General features: G+C 71.7%; 19 protein-coding genes. 11 read left to right on the top strand and 8 right to left on the bottom strand.

The genetic code is table 11. From position 1 onward, the window contains the following. Window positions 1-404 precede the first annotated feature (404 nt). The 4 genes from MK786_RS13200 to MK786_RS13185 form a co-directional block, all read right to left on the bottom strand. On the bottom strand, window positions 405-1,907 hold the full coding sequence (locus MK786_RS13200) for a flotillin family protein (RefSeq protein WP_241112706.1): 1,503 nt from the start codon (window positions 1,905-1,907) through the stop codon (window positions 405-407). Window positions 1,908-1,933: 26 nt separating this feature from the next. Then, window positions 1,934-2,404, bottom strand: a complete 471-nt coding sequence (locus MK786_RS13195) for an NfeD family protein (RefSeq protein WP_241112705.1) — start codon at window positions 2,402-2,404, stop codon at window positions 1,934-1,936. A gap of 280 nt (window positions 2,405-2,684) precedes the next feature. Further along, the gene (locus MK786_RS13190) at window positions 2,685-3,107 is read right to left on the bottom strand and encodes a DUF1801 domain-containing protein (RefSeq protein ID WP_241112704.1); all 423 of its coding nucleotides are present in this window, start codon (window positions 3,105-3,107) and stop codon (window positions 2,685-2,687) included. Further along, window positions 3,107-3,688 (bottom strand): HhH-GPD-type base excision DNA repair protein, encoded by a 582-nt coding sequence (locus tag MK786_RS13185; protein ID WP_241112703.1) that lies wholly within the window; start codon window positions 3,686-3,688, stop codon window positions 3,107-3,109. The genes MK786_RS13190 and MK786_RS13185 overlap by 1 nt, the downstream gene beginning before the upstream one ends. A gap of 72 nt (window positions 3,689-3,760) precedes the next feature. Between MK786_RS13185 and MK786_RS13180 the strand changes: the two genes are divergently transcribed. From MK786_RS13180 to MK786_RS13135, 10 genes are all read left to right on the top strand, one after another. Then, on the top strand, window positions 3,761-5,269 hold the full coding sequence (locus MK786_RS13180) for an NAD(P)/FAD-dependent oxidoreductase (protein ID WP_241112702.1): 1,509 nt from the start codon (window positions 3,761-3,763) through the stop codon (window positions 5,267-5,269). A 100-nt stretch (window positions 5,270-5,369) separates the two neighbouring features. Continuing rightward, window positions 5,370-5,771: a hypothetical protein gene (locus tag MK786_RS13175; RefSeq protein ID WP_241112701.1), complete on the top strand. Its 402-nt coding sequence runs from the start codon at window positions 5,370-5,372 to the stop codon at window positions 5,769-5,771. Window position 5,772: 1 nt separating this feature from the next. Beyond that, entirely contained in the window at window positions 5,773-6,174 is a 402-nt protein-coding gene (locus MK786_RS13170; protein ID WP_241112700.1) for a phage holin family protein, read from the top strand. After that, window positions 6,164-6,442 carry a hypothetical protein gene (locus tag MK786_RS13165; RefSeq protein WP_241112699.1) on the top strand — a complete coding sequence of 93 codons (279 nt, stop codon included), beginning with the start codon at window positions 6,164-6,166 and terminating at the stop codon, window positions 6,440-6,442. The genes MK786_RS13170 and MK786_RS13165 overlap by 11 nt, the downstream gene beginning before the upstream one ends. Window positions 6,443-6,616: 174 nt before the next feature. Next, the gene (locus MK786_RS13160; protein WP_241112698.1) at window positions 6,617-7,456 is read left to right on the top strand and encodes a uroporphyrinogen-III synthase; all 840 of its coding nucleotides are present in this window, start codon (window positions 6,617-6,619) and stop codon (window positions 7,454-7,456) included. Window positions 7,457-7,463: 7 nt separating this feature from the next. Continuing rightward, window positions 7,464-8,447, top strand: a complete 984-nt coding sequence (cofD, locus tag MK786_RS13155; protein ID WP_241112697.1) for a 2-phospho-L-lactate transferase — start codon at window positions 7,464-7,466, stop codon at window positions 8,445-8,447. A 2-nt stretch (window positions 8,448-8,449) separates the two neighbouring features. Further along, entirely contained in the window at window positions 8,450-9,193 is a 744-nt protein-coding gene (locus MK786_RS13150) for a sulfite exporter TauE/SafE family protein (protein WP_241112696.1), read from the top strand. Between the two features lie 190 nt (window positions 9,194-9,383). Next, complete coding sequence (locus MK786_RS13145; protein ID WP_241112695.1) at window positions 9,384-10,862, top strand: HNH endonuclease signature motif containing protein; 1,479 nt, start codon at window positions 9,384-9,386, stop codon at window positions 10,860-10,862. Window positions 10,863-10,916: 54 nt separating this feature from the next. Further along, window positions 10,917-11,297 (top strand): RidA family protein, encoded by a 381-nt coding sequence (locus tag MK786_RS13140; protein ID WP_241112694.1) that lies wholly within the window; start codon window positions 10,917-10,919, stop codon window positions 11,295-11,297. Between the two features lie 228 nt (window positions 11,298-11,525). Further along, window positions 11,526-12,011 (top strand): GNAT family N-acetyltransferase, encoded by a 486-nt coding sequence (locus tag MK786_RS13135; RefSeq protein ID WP_241112693.1) that lies wholly within the window; start codon window positions 11,526-11,528, stop codon window positions 12,009-12,011. A 19-nt stretch (window positions 12,012-12,030) separates the two neighbouring features. On the opposite strand, the gene cofC is transcribed toward MK786_RS13135, so the two are convergent. From cofC to cofG, 4 genes are all read right to left on the bottom strand, one after another. Continuing rightward, a complete protein-coding gene (gene cofC / locus MK786_RS13130; protein ID WP_241112692.1) occupies window positions 12,031-12,861 on the bottom strand; it encodes a 2-phospho-L-lactate guanylyltransferase in 831 nt (276 codons plus the stop codon). A 62-nt stretch (window positions 12,862-12,923) separates the two neighbouring features. Further along, complete coding sequence (gene fgd, locus MK786_RS13125; RefSeq protein ID WP_241112691.1) at window positions 12,924-13,937, bottom strand: glucose-6-phosphate dehydrogenase (coenzyme-F420); 1,014 nt, start codon at window positions 13,935-13,937, stop codon at window positions 12,924-12,926. Next, on the bottom strand, window positions 13,934-15,463 hold the full coding sequence (locus tag MK786_RS13120; RefSeq protein WP_241112690.1) for an NAD(P)/FAD-dependent oxidoreductase: 1,530 nt from the start codon (window positions 15,461-15,463) through the stop codon (window positions 13,934-13,936). The genes fgd and MK786_RS13120 overlap by 4 nt, the downstream gene beginning before the upstream one ends. Continuing rightward, complete coding sequence (cofG, locus tag MK786_RS13115; RefSeq protein ID WP_241112689.1) at window positions 15,460-17,847, bottom strand: 7,8-didemethyl-8-hydroxy-5-deazariboflavin synthase CofG; 2,388 nt, start codon at window positions 17,845-17,847, stop codon at window positions 15,460-15,462. The genes MK786_RS13120 and cofG overlap by 4 nt, the downstream gene beginning before the upstream one ends. A gap of 103 nt (window positions 17,848-17,950) precedes the next feature. On the opposite strand from cofG, the gene MK786_RS13110 reads away from it, so the two are divergent. Then, a complete protein-coding gene (locus MK786_RS13110) occupies window positions 17,951-18,412 on the top strand; it encodes a hypothetical protein (RefSeq protein WP_241112688.1) in 462 nt (153 codons plus the stop codon). Window positions 18,413-18,417 lie beyond the last annotated feature (5 nt).

Here is an 18,417-nt window from a genome sequence, read left to right as displayed (position 1 = left end):
AGCATCCGCTCTTCTTGCGTCCCGCGCTCGGTTCTGTTGCTCGGATCAGGTGATCTGGCGAGCACAGGAAGTTCTTGACGGGATCGTCCTGTCGTCGCCAGATCTCCTGTTCTGGGGGGATGCCGCGGCCCCGCGGTAGTGCGCGACGATGGCGCTGCGGGTCCTCCGGTGTTGCCGAGATCAGGTGATCTGGCCGAGGCAGGAGGTTTCGGCGCGAATCGTCCTGTTCTCGCCAGATCACCTGAGCTGGGGGATGCTGCGGCCCCACGCGCCCCGGAGCTCGCGCGCCCGGAGGACCGCAGCACCCGCGGCCCGTACTTCCCCGGCCATGGGACCGACCGCGCAGCTCGCGCAGCGCAAACGCCCGGCCCCTGAGGACCGGGCGTCTGCGAACGGCGGGTGGGCTACTTCCCGCCGGCCGCAGCCTTGGCGCCGTCGCCGGCGGTCTTCGCACCGTCGATCGCCGCCTCGGCGCCGGTCGCCTTGATGGCATAGGCCGACAGCAGGGTCTGGAGGTCGAGGCCGGTGAGGTTCTTGACGACCTCCGTGCCCTCGCCCAAGACCTTCCCGACGGTCTTCGTCATCTCGGACGCGCCGTCGGTGGAGACGACCGTGAGCTTGTCGATCGACGCGATCGGCTCGGCCGCCGCGCGCACGATGTCGGGCAGGCGCGAGATGATCTCCTGGGCGAGCGCGGCCTCACCGTACTTCTGCAGCGCGAGCGCCTTCGCGTCGGTCGAGGCGGCCTCGGCGAGACCCTCGGCCTGGATGGCGGCGGCGCGCGCCTCACCCTCGGCCTTGATGCCCGCAGCCAGGGCGACCTGCTTGTCGCGCTCGGCCTCACCCGAGAAGCGGACGGCCGTGGCAGAGGCCTCGGCATCCTGCACTGCGGCGACCTTGTTCGCCTCGGCGATCTTCGTGCGCTTGTATGCATCGGCCTCGGTCGCGGCGTTCGCGGCATCGCGCAGGGCGTTGGCGCGCTGCACCTCGGCGTACGCCTGGGCCTCGGCCGGCTTGCGGATCTCGATGTCGAGCCGCTCCTGCGTCACGAGCGCCTGCTCGGTGAGCGCCTCGCGTTCCTGCACGGCGACGAGCTTGTCCTGCTCGGCGGTGGCGAGCTGGCCGGATGCCTGCGCCTCGGCGTTGGCCCGGTCGGTCTCGGCCTTGATCGTCGCCTGGCGCAGCGCGAGAGCCTTCTGGCGCTCGGCGATCTGCTCCGCCGCCTCGATGCGCGCGAATTCGCTGGCCCGCGACGCCTCGGCCTCGCTGATCTCTGCGACCTGACGGGCGCGGGCGGCCTCGGCGCGACCGAGGTTCGCGAGGTAGTCGCTGCCGGGCGTGGAGATATCGCTGATGTTGAGCAGGTCGACCTGCAGACCCTGCTCGACCAGGTCGGCCTTGGTCTCGGCGACGACGCGATCGGACAGGCTCTTGCGATCGGAGATGATCTGCTCGATCGTCATGTCGCCGACGATCGAGCGCAGCGAGCCCTCGAGGGACTCCTTGATGATCTCGGTGAGCAGATCCTGCTGCGAGAGGAAGCGCTGGGCTGCTCGGCGTACGCCGTCCTCGCTGCCAGAGACCTTGAAGTTGATGGACGCCTTGATCGCGATCTTGATGCGGTTCTTGTCGACGCCCTCGACGGTGATGCCGATCTGGCGCTGCTCGAGCGAGATGGCGAAGCCCTGCTGCAGGATCGGCCACACGAAGGTGCGCCCGCCGATCACGACGCGCTGGCCGACGCCGGTCTCGTCGGCTGCCGGCCGGCCGGCGCCGCGGCCGACGATGACGAGCGCCTCGTTCGGCGGGACGCGCCGGATGCGGCGCGCGATGAAGACCAGGAGGCCGAGCACCGCGATGACGAGTGCGATGACGGCGATCACCTGGACGAGAAGGGGATCGAGCATGAGTGCCTTTCGGTGGGGGAGGGAATTCAGTCCGCGATGACTTTGACGCGGGTGCCGGAGTGCTCGACGACGCGGATGCGCACGCCTTCGGCGATCGTCTCGTCGGCGTACGCGAGCCGGCGCTCGACCTCGCCCGGCCCGTCGAGGCTCACCTCGCCGCCCGAGGCCGACACGGTCGAGCGGGTCACGCCGGTCAATCCGAGCGCCGAGAGCGGGACTCCGTCGGAGCTCTTCGTCAGGCGGCGTACGAACACGACGGCGAGCAGGTAGGCCACGAGCGCGAACGCGATGGCGAGCACGTAAGCCCACACGAGGTCGAGACCCGCGGTCGAGGTCAGCACGCCGGCGGCCCCGAACACGACGGCGGCGATGCCGAGTGCCGTGCCGGAGATCGCGCCGTCGCCGATCTCGAAGTGATCGAAGATGTCGCCGAGGAGCAGCGAGATGAGAAGGATGACGAGGCCGACGCCTCCGACGATCAGGAACGGCAGGAGCACGGGCGACCTTCCTCGACTCAGGGCGGGCTGGATGCGGGCGGTTCGTCACAGCCTAGGGGGTGCGCGTGCCCGGCCGCGGGACTGTCCACAGCCGCCGTCGCGGTGGTCGCGGCCCTGGATACGGCCCGTGCGGTGCTCGCGCGGTCGTTTCCTGCAGTCGCGGCCCATCTGCGCGGGCGCGACTGCAGGTTTCTGCAGCGCGAAGCGTCGGGGCGCCTCCGCAGGCGCGACTGCAGGGATGGACAGCGCCAGGCGAGCTCGCGGGCCCGAAAGCCCCACGTCAGTCGAGGAGCGTGATCTCGACCGAGCCCGTGTCGCCGTCGAGCACGCGGCGGTAGTCCGTGGCGATGATGTCGCGCAGCGCGCCGGCGTCGACCGCCTCGAGGTCCTTGATGTACAGGCACCCGACACCGGTGTCGTGCGGCCCGAGCTTCGCCAGTTCGTCGCCGTGCGCGCCGGTGTCCATGAGGTAGACGGTCGTCGCCTGCTTGCGCGGGGCGAACGCGGCGACGGGCATGTCGCCCTCGGTGCCGGTGGGGTAGCGGTAGTGGCACGCGCCGAACCCGACGATCGTGCCCCACATCTCGGGCTCGCGTCCGGTGATCTCGCGCATCAGCGAGACCATGGTCGCGGCATCCCGCTGCCTCTTCGCGGGCGTGACCCCCGCGATGAACGCGGCGACGCTCTCACCCGTCTTCTTCATCAGACGCCTCCTCCCCCCGACTTGGCGGCGGCCTTGGCTGCGCGCTTGAACTCGCGCACCTTCGCGAGCGAGTCCGGCGACACGATGTCGGCGACGCTGCGGAAGCTCCCGTCCTCACCATAGGGAGCGGTTGCCTCGCGCCAGCCCGCGCCGTCGTAGCCGTACTGCTTGCCGAGCAGCGCCAGGAAGATCTTCGCCTTCTGCTCGCCGAAGCCGGGGAGCGCCTTGAGCCGCTTCAGCACGGTGGTGCCGTCGGGGTCGCCGTCGCGCCAGATCGCCGAGGCGTCGCCGCCCCAGTCGTCCTGAACCGCCGCGCACAGCGACTGCACGCGGGCCGCCATCGATCCCGGGAAGCGGTGAACCGCGGGGGTCGCCGCGAACAGCTCGGCGAACGCCTCGGGGTCGAACGTGGCGATCGCCGCGGCATCCAGGGTCCCCGCCCTCTCCGCGATCTTCAGCGGACCTGCGAATGCGGTCTCCATCGCCACCTGCTGGTCCAGCAGCATGCCGATGAGCAGGGCGAGCGGGTCGTCCGTGAGCAGGCGGTCGGCGATCTCATCGCCGGTGATGTGGAGGCTCATGTCGCCAGTCTCGCACTCGAGCGTGCGGTCGGCGACCGGGGGATCGCGCGCCCGGATGGGAGGATGGAGCCCATGTCCGAGACGCCCGAGCCCCTCGACGAGCTGGTCACCCATGCGCACGACACGAGGGTCGTCGTGGTGGGTGCGGGCATCGCCGGTCTCGTCGCCGCGCTCGAGTGCGCGAAGGTCGGGATGCCGGTGACCGTCCTCGAGGCAGCAGGCCGCGCGGGCGGAACGATCGCCGAAGCCGAGGTGGGCGGCCTGCGGGTCGACCTCGGCGCCTCATCCTGGTCCACCGCCAACGGTGCGGTCGACGCCCTCGTGGACGAACTCGGCCTCTCATCGCGCGTGGTCGAGCCCGCTGAGACCACGACGTGGATCGCGGGGCTCGGGCGCTCGGGCGCCGCCGCCGCCTCGTTGCCCGCGGAGTCGGTGCTCGGCATCCCGGCCAATCCGTGGTCCGAGGAGGTGCGGCCGTTCATCGGGCTCAACGGCGCCTGGCGCGCGTACCTCGATCGCCTGCGGCCGCCGCTCACGATCGGCAAGGAGCGCAACCTCGACCGCCTGGTGCGCACCCGCATGGGCGACGCGGTGGTCGACCGCATGGTCGCGCCGCTGAGCGTCGGGCGCTTCGGCATCACGCCGTCGCGTGTCGACGTCGCCGCAGCGGCGCCCGGCCTGAGCTCGGCGCTGACCCGCACCGGATCGCTCGGCGGCGCGGTCGCCGACCTGCTCGTCGATCGTGCGTCCGGCCCTCGGCTGAAGAGCCTCGAGGGTGGGATGCTGCGGCTCGTCGACGCCCTCGTCGAGAAGCTGACCACGCTCGGCGCCGAGGTCGTCACGGGGGCCCGGGTGACGGCTGTGGAGCGCGACGCCGACGCCCGCTGGGCCGTCAGCGCCTCGGACCCGGCGGGTGAGCCGATCGTTGTGGAGCCGGCGGACGTGCTCTTCGTCGCGACGGGACAGGCCGACGCCCGGCGCCTCCTGCCGGCGCACCTGGCCCCTTCCCTGGACGAATCGATGACGGATGCCGCGCCCCTGCGGGAGATCGTGACGCTGGTGGTCGACGCGCCCGCCCTCGACGCGGCGCCGCGCGGGGCGGAAGTCTACGCCGTGCCGGGCACGCGCCGCGCCTCGGGGCTCGTGCACCAGACGGCCCGGTGGGCGTGGCTCGCCCGGGCCGCCGGTCCTGGCCGGCACGTGCTGAGCGTCGCCTTCGACGCCGCAAGCGCCCCCGGCGCGGATGCCGGGCCGGATGCCGTGCCGAATGCCGGGCTGGATGACGCCGCCGTGGCCGAGCTCGCGCGGGGCGAGGCATCCGCTCTCCTCGGCATCGACATCGACGAGGCTGCGGTGCGCGGCGCGCACCGGGCCGTCTTCACGCTCGCGCATCCGGCCTCGGCGATCGGGCACAGCGAGGCGACAGAAGCGGTGCGCCGTGCGACCGCCGCTGCGCGGAGCCTCGCCGCCGTCGGGTCATGGCTGGCCGGAAGCGGCCTCGCGCAGGTGGTCGCGGATGCGCAGGCGGAGGCCGAACGCGTGCGCCGGATCGTGCTGTGGGGGTCCGCTCCGGGGTCGTGAGTCTGCCGCGAGCGGTGTTGTCAAGGGTGGATGCCGGAATCGGCATACAGGACTAACCTGGGATGGTTCATCAGCGCACCACCGAGCGTGAGGAGACCCCATGAGGGGCAAAGCAGGACTCGTCGTCGGACTCGCCGTCGGATACGTGCTCGGCACGCGAGCGGGCCGTGAGCGCTACGAGCAGATCAAGACGCAGTGGCTGAAGGTCTGGAACCTCGATCCGGTCCAGGAGCAGGTCGGCAAGGTCAAGGAGTTCGCCAAGACCAGTGCGATGGCGCTCCCCAGCACCCTGTGGGACTCCGCCGTCAAGGTCACGAAGGCCGCCTCGGGCAAGGACACCGTCGGGCAGAAGCTCGACGCCGCGCTCAAGGTGAGCAAGGACCAGGCCGACGACGTGGGTCGCGCCGCCAAGACCACCGCCAAGGCCGCGAAGGACGCCGTCGAGGACCTCGTCGAGGAAGCCACCGACGACGCTCCCGCACCCGGCCGCGGCGGAGCGTGACGTGACCACGCCGCGTGGATTCAAGGACCGCGCCGACGACAGTCTGCTGACGCTGGTCGGCGAGATCCCGGAGCTGATCCGCAACCTGGTCGTCGCCGAGATCGAGTCGGCGAAGAAATGGGTCGCACGCACCGCGAAGGACGGCGGATGGGGCGCGCTGTGGATGTTCGCCGCCCTGTTCGTGCTGTTCTGGTCGGTGCCGGTGTTCGGCACCTATTTGATCGCGGGGCTGTCGTCGTGGTGGCCGGTGTGGCTGTCGGCGCTCGTCGTCTTCTTCGGCATGGTCATCGTCGCGGTGCTGCTCGCCCTGCTGGGCGTGTTCCGGTTCCGCAAGATCGGCAAGAGCCAGAACCCCGTGCAATCCATCGCCCAGGACGTCAAGGAGGTGCGCGATGAGCTCTGACGCGCCCGTGCCGCTGCCCCGCACCGCCGTGCCGCTCGGCATCACCGACCCCGTCGAGAAGGCGCGCGCCGAGCTCAAGGCGACGCTGGCGGCGATCGAGGTCAAGGCCAACGTGCCGCGCCGCCTGTCGGTGAAGATCGACGAAGCGATCGACAAGGCGCGCGACTTTCAGCGCCGCAGCCCTGCGCTCGCGGCGGGCGCCGTGATCCTGGCCGCAGCAGCGGTGGGTGCCGCCGTCTGGGCGTTCGTGCGTTCCTACTCGCGCTGACGCCTTCCGCCGAGTCGGGACCTCGACCAGACATACCCCCGGAGCGTGGGGGTATGCTCGGGGTGAGGCAGTGCAATGGTGCGAATGCTGCCGAGCGCGCGAACCCGATTCGTTCGCGCATCGGCTGCTCGAACGTCTGGGGCGGCCGACCGAGCGCCACGAGAGTCGACCCCCATGAACACAGCCCCACAGCACGTACCCGCCAAGCCCCTCGCGGGCTGGCGTGTGCTCGTGCCACGAGGAGGCCCGTGGGGCGATGGAGTCGCTGCCACACTGCGCCGCCAGGGCGCCACCCCGGTGATCGCCCCCCTCATCAACTTCGCTCCCACGAATGACCAGGCCACGCTCGAGCAGTCGCTCGCCGATCTCGCCGCCGGCACGTTCGACTGGCTGACGGTAACGAGCGCCACGACCGTCGACGTGCTGTACGCGTACCGCGCGGTCGTGCCGCCGACGACCAAGGTCGCCGCGGTGGGCGAGACCACGGCTGCCGCCCTGCTCGCCGTCGGGTACCGCGTCGACCTGGTTCCCGACGACGACAACTCCGCCGCCGGCATGGCCGAGCAGCTGATCGCGCTCGAGCCGCAGGCGCGCGACATCCTCACGCTCCGCAGCGAGATCGCCAAGCCGGTCCTCACGCGCATGCTCTCCGCGGCCGGCCACCGTGTGCGCAGTGTCGTCGCGTACCGCACCGTCGGGGTTCCGGTCACCGACCGCATCGCCGAAGACGTCCGCTCCGGCCGCATCAACGCCGTCCTCGTGACGAGCGGCTCGGTCGCCGAGCAGGTGCACCAGCAGTTCCCCGACCTGCCGTCGACCACGCTCATCGCCGCGATCGGCCCGCGCACCGCGAAGGATGCGCGCCGTGCCGGCCTCAACGTCGACGTCATCGCCGACGCGCAGACCGTCGACGCGCTGATCGACGCGGTGGCTCGCTTCTCGCTTCCGCACGCCGCCGATGAGTTCGCGCCGAAGACCGGCGTGATCCCGCAGCTGCGGTCCGACCGGGGCTGATCGGCACGTGACCAGCACGCCCCGCATCGTCGTGCTCGCGGGAGGCGTGGGCGGCTCGCGCTTCGTGCTCGGGGTCCGCGGCGCCCTGCGCGCCCGTGGCATCGACGACACCGCGGCGGTCCTCACGGTCGTGGTCAACACCGGCGACGACCTGTGGCTGTCGGGCGTGCGCCTGCAGCCCGACGTCGACTCGATCACCTACGCCCTCGCGGGGGTGAACGACAGCGAGCGCGGGTGGGGTCGCGTCGGCGACACCGAGCGGGTGAACCGCGAACTGCAGGAATGGGATGCCGGGTGGCCCTGGTTCACCCTCGGCGACCTCGACCTCGGCACACACCTCGCGCGCACCGGCTGGCTGCGCGAGGGTCTCACGCCCACGCGGGTGCTCGAGCGCATGTCGCACCGCTGGCCCCTCGGAGCACGCCTGCTGCCCATGACCGACGCCGAGGTCGACACGGTCGTGGTGCTCGCCGACGGCACCCGCATGCACTTCCAGGAGTGGTGGACGCGCCATCGTGCGACGCTCGCCCCCGCGCGCTTCGAGAATCCGGGCATCGAGCACGCGCGCCCGGCGCCGGGCGTGACCGAGGCGATCGCCGATGCCGATGTCGTGCTGCTCGCGCCGTCGAACCCGGTCGTGTCGATCGGGCCCATCCTCGCAGTGCCCGGCATGCGCGCGGCGCTGCGAGACGCGAGCGCGGCCATCGTCGGCGTCTCGCCGATCATCGGAGGCAAGGTCGTGCGCGGCATGGCCGACGTGTGCCTCACCGCGATCGGGGTCGAGACCTCCGCCGCGGCGGTGGCCGCCCACTACGGCGCGCGCTCGCGCCACGGCCTGCTCGACGCCTGGCTGATCGCCGAGGAGGACGAGGCCCTGTCGGCCGAGGTCGCCGGGAGAGGCATCCGCTCGCTCGTCACTCCGCTGTGGATGACGGATGCTGCGCGCTCGGCCGCCCTCGCCGAAGCAGCGCTCGGCGCAGCCGGGCTCTGAGCGTGCCCGAGCTCGCGTGGTGGTCATGGCTGCTGCTCGCCGCGGCCGCCGCGATCGTCGGCCTCTCGAAGACGGCGGTGCCGGGCGCGGGCACGGTCGCCGTCGCGATCTTCGCCGCCGTGCTGCCGGCGAAGCAGTCGACGGGCACGCTGCTGCTCCTGCTCATCGTGGCCGACCTGTTCGCCGTCACGATGTACCGGCGTCATGCGAACTGGCGTGAGCTGGCGCGTCTGGCCCCGGCAGTGGTCGCCGGCGTGCTGGTCGGCGTCGTGTTCCTGTGGTTCGCCGACGATGTGTGGGTCAAGCGCACGATCGGGGTGGTCCTGTTCGCCGTGATCGCGATCACGCTGCTGCGGCGGCGGTTCGCATCGGGCGTCGACCTGGAACGCCCGCACCGGGTGGCGGCCGCGACCTACGGCACGCTCGGCGGGTTCACGACGATGGTCGCCAACGCGGCCGGACCGGTCATGTCGATGTACTTCCTGGCGGCGCGGTTCCCGGTGAAGGAGTTCCTCGGCACGGCGGCGTGGCTGTTCGCGATCGTCAACCTCTTCAAGGTGCCGTTCTCGATCGGCCTCGGGATCATCACGGTGCCGGGCCTGCTGCTCGATGCGGTGCTCGTGCCGGTCGTGATCGCTGCGGCGCTGGCCGGCCGGTGGATCGCCGACCGGATCGATCAGAAGATGTTCGAGCGGCTGGTGATCGGGTTCACGGTGGTGGGGGCTTCGTACTTGCTCATGTCGTGAGGGTGGGGTGCCGGCGCGGTGGATCGGTCCTCCGATGTGTCGCGTGGTCAGTCGGCGGTCGCCTGCTCCGCGTGTGCGGCGAGGTGGGGCGCCGTGAGGTGATCAGCCCCGCTTCTATCTTCGATTTTCCACATGTGGATAGTCCTGTGGACTCGAACAGAATGTCGGAGGTCGGTGCCACAATTGCGCCATGAACCACCCGGCGCCGCCGACTCTCGACAACGAGATCGAAGCGATGCTCTGGCGCGAGCGCGAGCGTGAGCGTGCCGCCGAGGCGTGGGAAGAGCCCTACGACGGTCCGCTCGAGACCGGCCCGCGCATCGTGGCCCGGCACCGGTGGGACGTCGCGGCGACGCGCCGCGAAGAGCTCCTCTACGAGTGGGAGAGAGCGAGCGAGCAGATCGCCCGGTGGCAGGGTGTGCAGGTGGGGCTGCTCGCCGAGGCCATGGACCTCGCTCTCGAAGACGGCACGATGCGCGACGATGCGCCGCTGTCGGTGCGCGACTTCGCCGCCGAGCTCGCCTGCGCCGTCGGCATGGCCGACCGCACGATCGAGCAGCGCATGGACGACGCGCTCGTGATGCGCGACCGCTTTCCGCAGACGATGGCTGCGCTCGAATCGGGCCGCCTCTCGCTGCCGCACGCCCGGGTCGTGGTCGATGCCGGCGTCCGGCTCGCTGACGACGGGGCGCGGGCACAGTACGAGGCGCTCGTACTCGAGCGCTCCGCCGGGCTCACGACCGGGCGCCTGCGGGTCACGGCCGCGTCGATCGCGGAAGCGCTGATGCCCACGACGATCGCTGAACGGCATGCCGATGCGCGGGAAGCCCGACGCGTGACCGTGCACGACGTGGAGGACGGCATGTCCGAATTGTGGGCGCTGCTTCCGTCGGTGCTGGCGCACGGCATCCACGACCGCATCACCCAGATGGCGCGGTCTGTGAAGGATGCCGCGGCTCGTGGTGGTGATGCAGGCGGTGCCGCCCCCGGTGGCGAGCTGGCCGACGCGGCCGGCGGCGCGGATGCGGCCGATGGTCTGGGCGCAGCCGCGTCCGCTGGCTCAGCGACGCACGACGCGCGCACGATGGATCAGCTGCGGGCCGACGCCCTGTGCGACCTTGCGCTCACGGGCCACCCGACGGTCCAGGCGATCGACCAGGACGGCGGGGCCGGTATCGACGCCATTCGCGCGATCGTGCAGATCACCGTCCCGTTCCAGACCCTGATCGGCGGCGATGGTCCCGCGCCGATGCTCACCGGGCGCGCGCCAGTCGACCCCGAGTCGGCGCGGCGCCTGCTGGGCGCGGCGACCCTGTGGAATCGCGTGCTCACCGATCCGGTGTCGGGCGACGTGATCGCGGTCGACCGGAGGTTCCCGACCGAGGCTCAACGCCGTCATCTCCGGGCGCGCGACGAGCATTGCCGGTTCCCCGGATGCCGCATGCCGGTGTGGCGCGCCGAGATCGATCACACGGTCGACCACCAGCACGGCGGCCCGACCGGACACACGAACCTCGCGCACCTGTGCCGCCGACACCACACGCTGAAGCATCACACTCCGTGGCAGGTCGAGCAGCACGCAGGGGGAGTGCTCGAATGGACGAGCCCCCTCGGCCGGCGCTACCTCGATCGCCCGCCGCCGGGGCTGCGGTTCGTCGCACGGGAGTGAGCCGGAGCGGTGGCAGGGGCGCCATCGCAAGTGATGAGGGCTATGCTCCCGTGCATGTCGAGGCACATCGTTGTGACACCGGACGCGCCCGAATCGCCGATGTTCAGCCAAGGAGTCCGCGCAGGGTCCGCTGTCTACGTCTCCGGCATGGTCGGCGTCGACTCGAAGATCGGCACGCTGGCCGAATCCATCGAAGGTCAGACCCGTCAGGCGCTGCGCAACTGCGAGGCCGTTCTCCGGGCCGCAGGGTGCACACTCGACGATGTCGCTCTGGTCACCGTGCTGCTCGCGCAGCCCGACGACTTCGCGGGAATGAACAAGGCGTACGCTGCGGTCTTCGCCGAGGACCCACCCGCTCGGGCGGTCGCGAGGCTGGGCCCCGAACTCCCGGGCATCCGGGTGTCGATCATGGTCACCGCCCACGTCCCGGACTGAGAGGCGACCTCCGGAACGGCACGGCCGCGCGGGGAAAGAAGAAGCCCCGACCGTTACCACGCGGCCGGGGCGAGACGAATGAGAGTTCGCCTATCCCTGCCAGCATACCTCTCGGCACGACGCGAAACCCCGGCCTACCTGGGAGAGCGCGACCGGCGTGACGACGTCGGCGCGGGAGACGCCCGCACGGCGCTTGCGGCCGTCGCCGGATGGCGTCAGGCTCACTGAATGGCTGACGTCCGGGTGCGACCGATCGCCCAGGCCGACATCGGGGCGGTGGCAGAGCTCAAGGAGCAGTGGGCGGCGCTGCCGGAACCCGTTTCGCCGGAGCAGCGCCGACAGTTCGCCGAGACCCTCGCGAGGTGGATCGAGCGGAAGGGAGCGTCGCTCATCGCGCGCGTGGCGGACCATCGAGGTGAGCTCGTCGGCATGGCCTGGCTCGTGGCGTTCGAGCGAGTCCCGAACATCGACCGCGCCGTGCGTCTGACGGGAGACATCCAGAGCGTCTACGTGGCGCCGGCCTTCCGAGGAGCGGGAGTCGGGCGCGCACTCGTCGCCTCGCTGCTCGAAGCGGCCGACGCGCAAGGGATCCAACGCGTCACAGTGAGTGCGAACCACGCGGCTGCGCCGCTGTACGCGCAGCTCGGGTTCCGCTCCGACGAGTACCTTCTGGAACGACGACGCCCGCCGTCGGCCGGTCGCAGCTCGCCCTAGCCCGCGAGCCGTCCCCTGCTCAACGGCCGGGCACGGAGGCGAGCACCCCCGTCGTCCACGGGCCGACCCCCAGCCGCACCGCGGCGTCGAGCTGCTCGGCGGTGTCGACGTCACGACGCAGGGTCGAGGCATCCGGAATCTCCAACGGCGTGCACCCGGCGGCCGTGTGACGTGCGAAGGAGCCGTCGCCGAAGGACGACGACCAGGGCACCTCCGCCCGGGACGTTACGAGGGTCGAGCCGGTTCCCTCGGCGTCGGCGACGACGGCGCGGTCGACGGATGCCGCGGCCCGCAGCGCCTCGGCCAGGTCCGCGGGCCGCAGGGCCGGAAGGTCACCGAGGAGGGCGGCGCGCGGCAGGCGTCCGTTCGGGTCGACCGCCGCCATCCCGGTGGCGACCGCCGCGTCCAGCCCGCGGGCCTCGCCCTCCGGCACGAACCGCAGCGCGGGGATCACGGCGGCCTCCCGGGCGAGCGCGGCGTCTTCCGTGACGACGACCACCTGCACCACCAGCTCGCACGCCGACACAGCGGCGAGGGTGTCGAGCGCGATCGCCCGCGCGAGCCCGGCACGATCGACGCCGTCGACCTCGAGCCGGGACTTCGCGCGCGCCGACGGCTTGACCGGAACCACGACGACCCAGCGGTCAGCGTGCCGCAACTCCGCCTGGGCGGGCGAGCCTCCGGCAGCGACACCCGCCGACGCGCCGACTCCCGCCGCGGCGGCACCGGGGTCGGGTGGAGTCACGGCACGCCCGCGCTCGTCGCGTCCGCGCGCAGCCTCGTGCCGGTCGCGCTCGTCGCGTCCGCGCGCAGCCTCGTGCCCGTCGCGCTCGCGCGCCGACTTGCCCACGGCACGCTCGGCACCGCTGTCACGCCCGGTCCCGCCCCTGGACCGCCGTCGGAACCAGGGCGTCACGCGCCGTACTTCGCGCGCAGGCGCGGCAGGATCTCCTCGCCGTAGCGACGCAGGAAGGCCGCCTGGTCATGCCCGGGGTCGTGGAACACGAGGTGGCGGAACCCGAGGCCGATGTACCAGCCGATCTTCTCGACGTGCTCGTCGGGGTCGTCCGACACGATGAACCGCGACGCGGCGCGCTCGATCGGCAGCTCCTCACCGAGGCGCTGCATCTCGATCGGGTCGTCGATCCCCATCTTCTCCTCGGGGGTGAGGGCGAGCGGGGCCCAGAACCGCGTCTTCTCGCGCGCCGCGTCGAGTGTCGTGTCGAGCGAGACCTTGATCTCCATGAGCGTGTCGATCGCGCCGGCCTCGCGTCCGGCCTTCGACAGGCCCTCCTCGAGCGCGGGCAGCAGCGTCTCGGTGTAGAGCTCGCGCTTCTTGCCCGAGGTGGTGATGAAGCCGTCGGCGATCCGGCCGGCGAGACGTGTCGCGGCGGGTCCAGCGGCGCCGATGTAGATCGGCACCGGCTGCGGCAGCTTGTCGTAGATCGTGATGTTCTTGGCGTGGTAGTACGTGCCGTCGAACGTCACACGATCCTCCGACCACAGCCGGCGGATGAGGCCGATCGCCTCCTTCAGGCGCTGGAACCGCTCGGGCGGATCGGGCCACTCGATGCCGAGGTTCGCCTCGTTGAGCGCCTCCCCGGTGCCGACGCCGAGGATCACGCGTCCCGGGTACATCACGCCGAGCGTCGCGAAGTCCTGCGCCACCACCGTCGGGTTGTACCGGAACGTCGGCGTCAGCACCGATGTGCCGATCAGCACCTTCGAGGTGCGGGCGCCGAGCGCGCCGAGCCACGGGACGGATGCCGGAGCGTGACCGCCCTCGTGCAGCCACGGCTGCAGGTGGTCGGAGATGAAGACCGAGTCGAACCCGACCTCTTCCGCGAGCACGGCGTAGTCGAGGAGCTCGGTCGGCCCGAACTGCTCGGCAGAGGCCTTGTATCCGAAGCGCAGCGGGATGGTCATGCGGAGCTCCCTTCGAGAGCGGGTTCGCGGTCGGGCGTGGGAAGGAACTCGGAGCCGTCGGCTCGGGCGAGCCGCGCGCGGAAGGCGTCGACGGTACCTGGCCAGAGGAGCGTCAGCCGGCCCGAGCGCTCGTCGACGTACCAGTTGCGGCAGCCTCCGGTCATCCAGCGAGTGGATGCCGCGGCCCGCCCGATCTCGTCGGTGTACGCGCTCTCGGCGGCGGGGTCGACGCGGAGCACTCCACGTCCCCGGTAGCCGAGGACCCGGCAGACGTAGGCCGCCTGCTCCTCGATCATGAGCACCGATGACGAGTGCCCGAGCGACGCGTTCGGGCCGTTGAGCACGAAGAGGTTCGGGAACCCGGCGACGACCGTCGACCCGAAGGACGTCATGCCCGCGGACCAATGCTCCGCGAGGGTCTGGTCCCCCTCACCGCGGACGAGCTCGGCGTACGGCTGCCGGGACGACGCGAAGCCGGTCGCGAGCACCAGCGCGTCGACGTCGTGGCGGGTGCCGTCCGCGGCTACGAGCGTCGAGCCGTCGACAGCGGCGAGTGCCGCGGGAACGAGCGTCACCGCATCGGAGGCGACGGCGGGATAGAAGTCATCCGAGAGCAGCACGCGCTTGCATCCGAACGCGTAGTCGGGCGTGAGGGCCGCGCGCAGCACCGGATCGGTCACCTGGCGCGCGAGGTGCGTGCGAGCGACGGCCTCGGCCTCGGCAGCGGCCGCAGAGTCGCCCGAACGCGACGCGAACCGCGCCTCGCCCTCGGCGTAGAGGTCAGCACGGAGGGTCTCCAGCGCGGTCGGATCGGCGACGAAGCGCGCCCGGTCGGCATCGGAGTACGCGCCTCCGCCGCGGGGCACGATCCACGGTGCCGAGCGCTGCAGCAGCGTGACGTGCGAAGCCGTGCGCGCCAGTGCGGGGACGATCTGCACGGCGCTGGCGCCCGTTCCCACGACACCGACCCGAGCGCCGGCCAGCGGGGCCGAGTGATCCCACCGCGCGGAGTGGAACACCGGCCCGGGGAACTGCTCGAGGCCGGGGGTGCGCGGGATCGCCGGCTCGGTGAGTCGGCCGCACGCGAGTACGAGCACGTCGGCCTCGACGATGGCGACGCCCTCCGATGCCTCGCGGTCCGCGCTGCCGGGGAGGCCGACCGCGAGCCGCCACACGCCGCGGTCGGCATCCCACTCGGCCCGGTGCATCGGCGACCGCAGGCGCAGCCGGTCGCCGAGCCCCTCGGCCGCCGCCACGCCCTCGAGGTACGCGTGGATCTCGGCGCCGCGCGCATACGTTCCCGACCAGTCCGGGTTCGGGTGGGTGGCGAAGCCGTAGAGGTGCGACGGCACATCGCAGGCCACGCCCGGATACGTGTTGTCGCGCCAGGTGCCGCCGAGCGAAGCCGCGCGTTCGAGCACGACGAAGTTCTCGCGTCCGGCGCGGCGCAGCGCGATCGCCATGCCGAGACCCGCGAACCCGGCTCCGACGATCGCGACCTCCACGCGTGTGGCGGACGGGTTCATCGGTCGGCCTCCCGCGATCGGGGCTCGCGGTAGTCGGTGGTGCGCAGGCGGAACGGCCGGAACAGGCGCGCGGCGATGGCCGACGCATCCGCCACCGGCAGTTCGAGACCGCACTCGATGCCCGTTTCGGGCTTCACCCGGCCGTCGAGCAGGGTGCCGCCCAGGTCGTCGCCACCGGACTGGAGGAGGACAGCGGATGCCTCGCGCCCGACGCGCGTCCACGGGATCTGCACATGCGGGATGCTGCCCGACAGCAGCAGGCGCGACACGGCCACCATCGCCCGGTGCTCGTCGATCGGTGCGCGGCCGGCGACGAGCGGCACGTCGCCCGCAGGTCCGGGGAGAGGGATGGGGACGAACTCGGTGAAGCCGCGCGTCTCGTCCTGGATCGCCCGCAGCCTGCGCAGGTGCGCGATGCGCTCGGCCGCCGTCTCGACGTGGCCGTAGAAGATCACGCTCGTCGAGCGGAAGCCGGCGCGATGGGCGGCGGTGATCCCCTCGACCCACGGCTCGATCGCGAGGTCGGCGGGGGCGACGAGCGCCCGCACGCGCTCGCTCAGCACCTTGACCCCGGTGCCGGGAACGGTGTCGACCCCGGCGTCGCGCATCGCCGCGAGCGCGCCGTCCAGCCCGAGGCCGCCGCGCTCGGCGAGGTCGCGCACGTCCTGCGGGCGATAGGCGTGGAGGTGGATGCCCGGGGCCGCCGCCTTCGCTGCGCGCACGATGTCGAGATAGCCCTGGGCATCGACGTCGCCCGGCAGAAGCCCCTGCACGCACAGTTCGGTGGCTCCCAGGTCCCAGGCGTCCGCAGCGATCGCGCCGACGTCGTCGAGGGAGAAGGTCACCGGATCGTCGGTTGCCACGGGTCGCAGCCCCGACGACGTCAGGTTGCGGTTGACGACGAGGCTCACGGCCTCACCGACCGTGTACCGGCGCACATCGTCGGCCGTCTCGGTCAGGGAGTCGAGATCGGTGCCGGTCGCCTCGAGGAGACGGGCCCATTCGGCATCGTCGAGAGCGAGGGGATCGGATGCCGCGGTCTCGGCGAGCCGGCGGATGCCCGTGCGTCGCGCGGCCGGCGCGGCCGGCGTGGCCGGCGTGTCGCCTGACGACTGCACCTGCGACGACGCGGCCGGCGTCACCCGTGCCAGGCCCGTCGCAGGGTCGGCCAGCCGCTCCACGGCGGGCCGCAGACCGGGGTCGATCCATGTTCCGGCGCCGAGGACGAACTCGGGCTGCGCGGTCAGTCGCTCGCGCAGTTCGAACCCGAGCTCCGCGGTGCGCAGCGCCAGGTCCTCGAGGTGCGGCCACGGACGCTCGGGGTTCACATGGTCCGCGGTGAGCGGCGAGACGCCGCCCCAGTCGTCGGCGCCGGCGCGCACGAGCAGATCGAACTCGGCGGGGTCGGAGAGGTTCGGCGGCACTTGGATCCGCATTCTCGGCCCCATCACGAGGCGCGCGACTGCGACGGCGGCGACGTACTCGAGCAGCTCCGCGTCGGGAGCGCCCTGCATCGCGGTCCGCGGCTTGGCGCGGAAGTTCTGGACGATGACCTCCTGGATGTGGCCCTGGCCGTCGATCCGGTGGCGCTCGTTCGCGTCGCGCAGCTCGACGAGCGACTCGGCGCGATCGCGGATCGTCTCGCCGATCCCCACGAGGATGCCGGTCGTGAACGGGATGCGCTCCTGCCCGGCGGCGTCGATCACCGACAGTCGCAGGGCGGGATCCTTGTCGGGCGACCCGAAGTGCACCTGCCCCGGCTCCTCGAAGAGGCGACGCGATGTCGTCTCGAGCATCATCCCCATCGAGGGAGCGGTGGGGCGCAGCATCCGCAGCTCTCCTGCACTCATGACGCCCGGATTGAGGTGCGCGAGCAGCCCGGTCTCCGCCGTCACCAGGCGGGCGATGTGCCCTACGTAGTCGAGCGTGGAGGCGAAGCCGTGGTCGTCGAGCCACGCGCGGGCCTCCGGCCAGCGGTCTTCGGGTCGGTCGCCGAGGGTCAGCAGCACCTCCTTGCAGCCCATCGCCTGCCCCTGCCGTACGACAGCGAGCACCTGCCCGGGCGACATGAAGGCGGGCTTGTGCTTCTTGAGCAGCTGCCCCGGAGTGTCGACGAAGACGCAGTAGTGGCACCGATCGCGACAGAGCGTGGTGAGCGGGACGAACACCTTGCGCGAGTACGTGATCACGCGAGGACGACCGGATGCCTCGAGCCCGGCGTCGCGCATCGCGCCGGCGAGCTCGAGCAGTTGGTCGAGGTCGGGCCCGCCCGCGGCGAGGAGTGCGGCCGCGTCATCGACCTCGAGGCGCCCGCAGGCGGCCGCGAGATCGAGCGCGCGCGCCGTCTCCGGGGGCGAGGTGAGGGAGGATGCCGCGAAGGTCACCGGTCCAGTCTCGCACCGGACGCGGACCTCGGCGCGGTCGATCGTTGCCCTCCTGTAAGCAAATGACCCTGGCACTGGGGGTGGCCGCTGGCAGACTAGAGGCATGGTGACCATGCTGCTCGACTCGACGCAGCTCGAAGTGGTGCTGTCCGGGGCCGAGCGCGCCATGGCATTCCGCAAGGGGAATGTCGTGATCGAGCGCTCGACCATCACCAAGGTGCAGCTCACCGACGATGCCTGGACGTGGCTGCGCGGCGTTCCGAGCCCCGGCACCCACCTGCGCGGTGTGGTCGCGATGGGCACGTGGAAATCCGCCGGTGGCGACGACTTCGCCATCATCCGCCGTCATCGCCCGAGCGTCGTGATCGACCTCGAGGGGCACCCCGAGTTCCAGCGGATCATCCTGACCACGCGCCACGGTCTCGAGCTCGTGCAGGCACTGCGACTCGACCTCGCCGACGAGGCGAGCGACGTCGTCGACATCGCTGCCGAGACCGGAACCATCCCGACCGTTCCGGCGCGCAAGCCGCGGTCGCGCAAGACCGCTGCGGCACCCGCCGTCTGACAGCG

Origin of the sequence: Microbacterium sp. CFH 31415, assembly GCF_022538185.1 — a bacterium.
In the GTDB taxonomy this organism is placed as follows: domain Bacteria; phylum Actinomycetota; class Actinomycetes; order Actinomycetales; family Microbacteriaceae; genus Microbacterium.
Note: the sequence above shows the minus strand (reverse complement) of the source record. Positions and strands in the feature narration are given on the sequence as shown.

Excerpts from the sequence above, each read along its gene's own strand:
- MK786_RS13200 (WP_241112706.1), bottom strand. The coding sequence starts at position 1,907 with ATGCTCGATCCCCTTCTCGTCCAGGTGATCGCCGTCATCGCACTCGTC.
- MK786_RS13190 (WP_241112704.1), bottom strand. The coding sequence starts at position 3,107 with ATGAAGAAGACGGGTGAGAGCGTCGCCGCGTTCATCGCGGGGGTCACG.
- MK786_RS13185 (WP_241112703.1), bottom strand. The coding sequence starts at position 3,688 with ATGAGCCTCCACATCACCGGCGATGAGATCGCCGACCGCCTGCTCACG.
- MK786_RS13180 (WP_241112702.1), top strand. The coding sequence starts at position 3,761 with ATGTCCGAGACGCCCGAGCCCCTCGACGAGCTGGTCACCCATGCGCAC.
- MK786_RS13175 (WP_241112701.1), top strand. The coding sequence starts at position 5,370 with ATGAGGGGCAAAGCAGGACTCGTCGTCGGACTCGCCGTCGGATACGTG.
- MK786_RS13165 (WP_241112699.1), top strand. The coding sequence starts at position 6,164 with ATGAGCTCTGACGCGCCCGTGCCGCTGCCCCGCACCGCCGTGCCGCTC.
- MK786_RS13160 (WP_241112698.1), top strand. The coding sequence starts at position 6,617 with ATGAACACAGCCCCACAGCACGTACCCGCCAAGCCCCTCGCGGGCTGG.
- MK786_RS13145 (WP_241112695.1), top strand. The coding sequence starts at position 9,384 with ATGAACCACCCGGCGCCGCCGACTCTCGACAACGAGATCGAAGCGATG.
- MK786_RS13140 (WP_241112694.1), top strand. The coding sequence starts at position 10,917 with ATGTCGAGGCACATCGTTGTGACACCGGACGCGCCCGAATCGCCGATG.
- MK786_RS13135 (WP_241112693.1), top strand. The coding sequence starts at position 11,526 with ATGGCTGACGTCCGGGTGCGACCGATCGCCCAGGCCGACATCGGGGCG.
- fgd (WP_241112691.1), bottom strand. The coding sequence starts at position 13,937 with ATGACCATCCCGCTGCGCTTCGGATACAAGGCCTCTGCCGAGCAGTTC.
- MK786_RS13120 (WP_241112690.1), bottom strand. The coding sequence starts at position 15,463 with ATGAACCCGTCCGCCACACGCGTGGAGGTCGCGATCGTCGGAGCCGGG.
- MK786_RS13110 (WP_241112688.1), top strand. The coding sequence starts at position 17,951 with ATGGTGACCATGCTGCTCGACTCGACGCAGCTCGAAGTGGTGCTGTCC.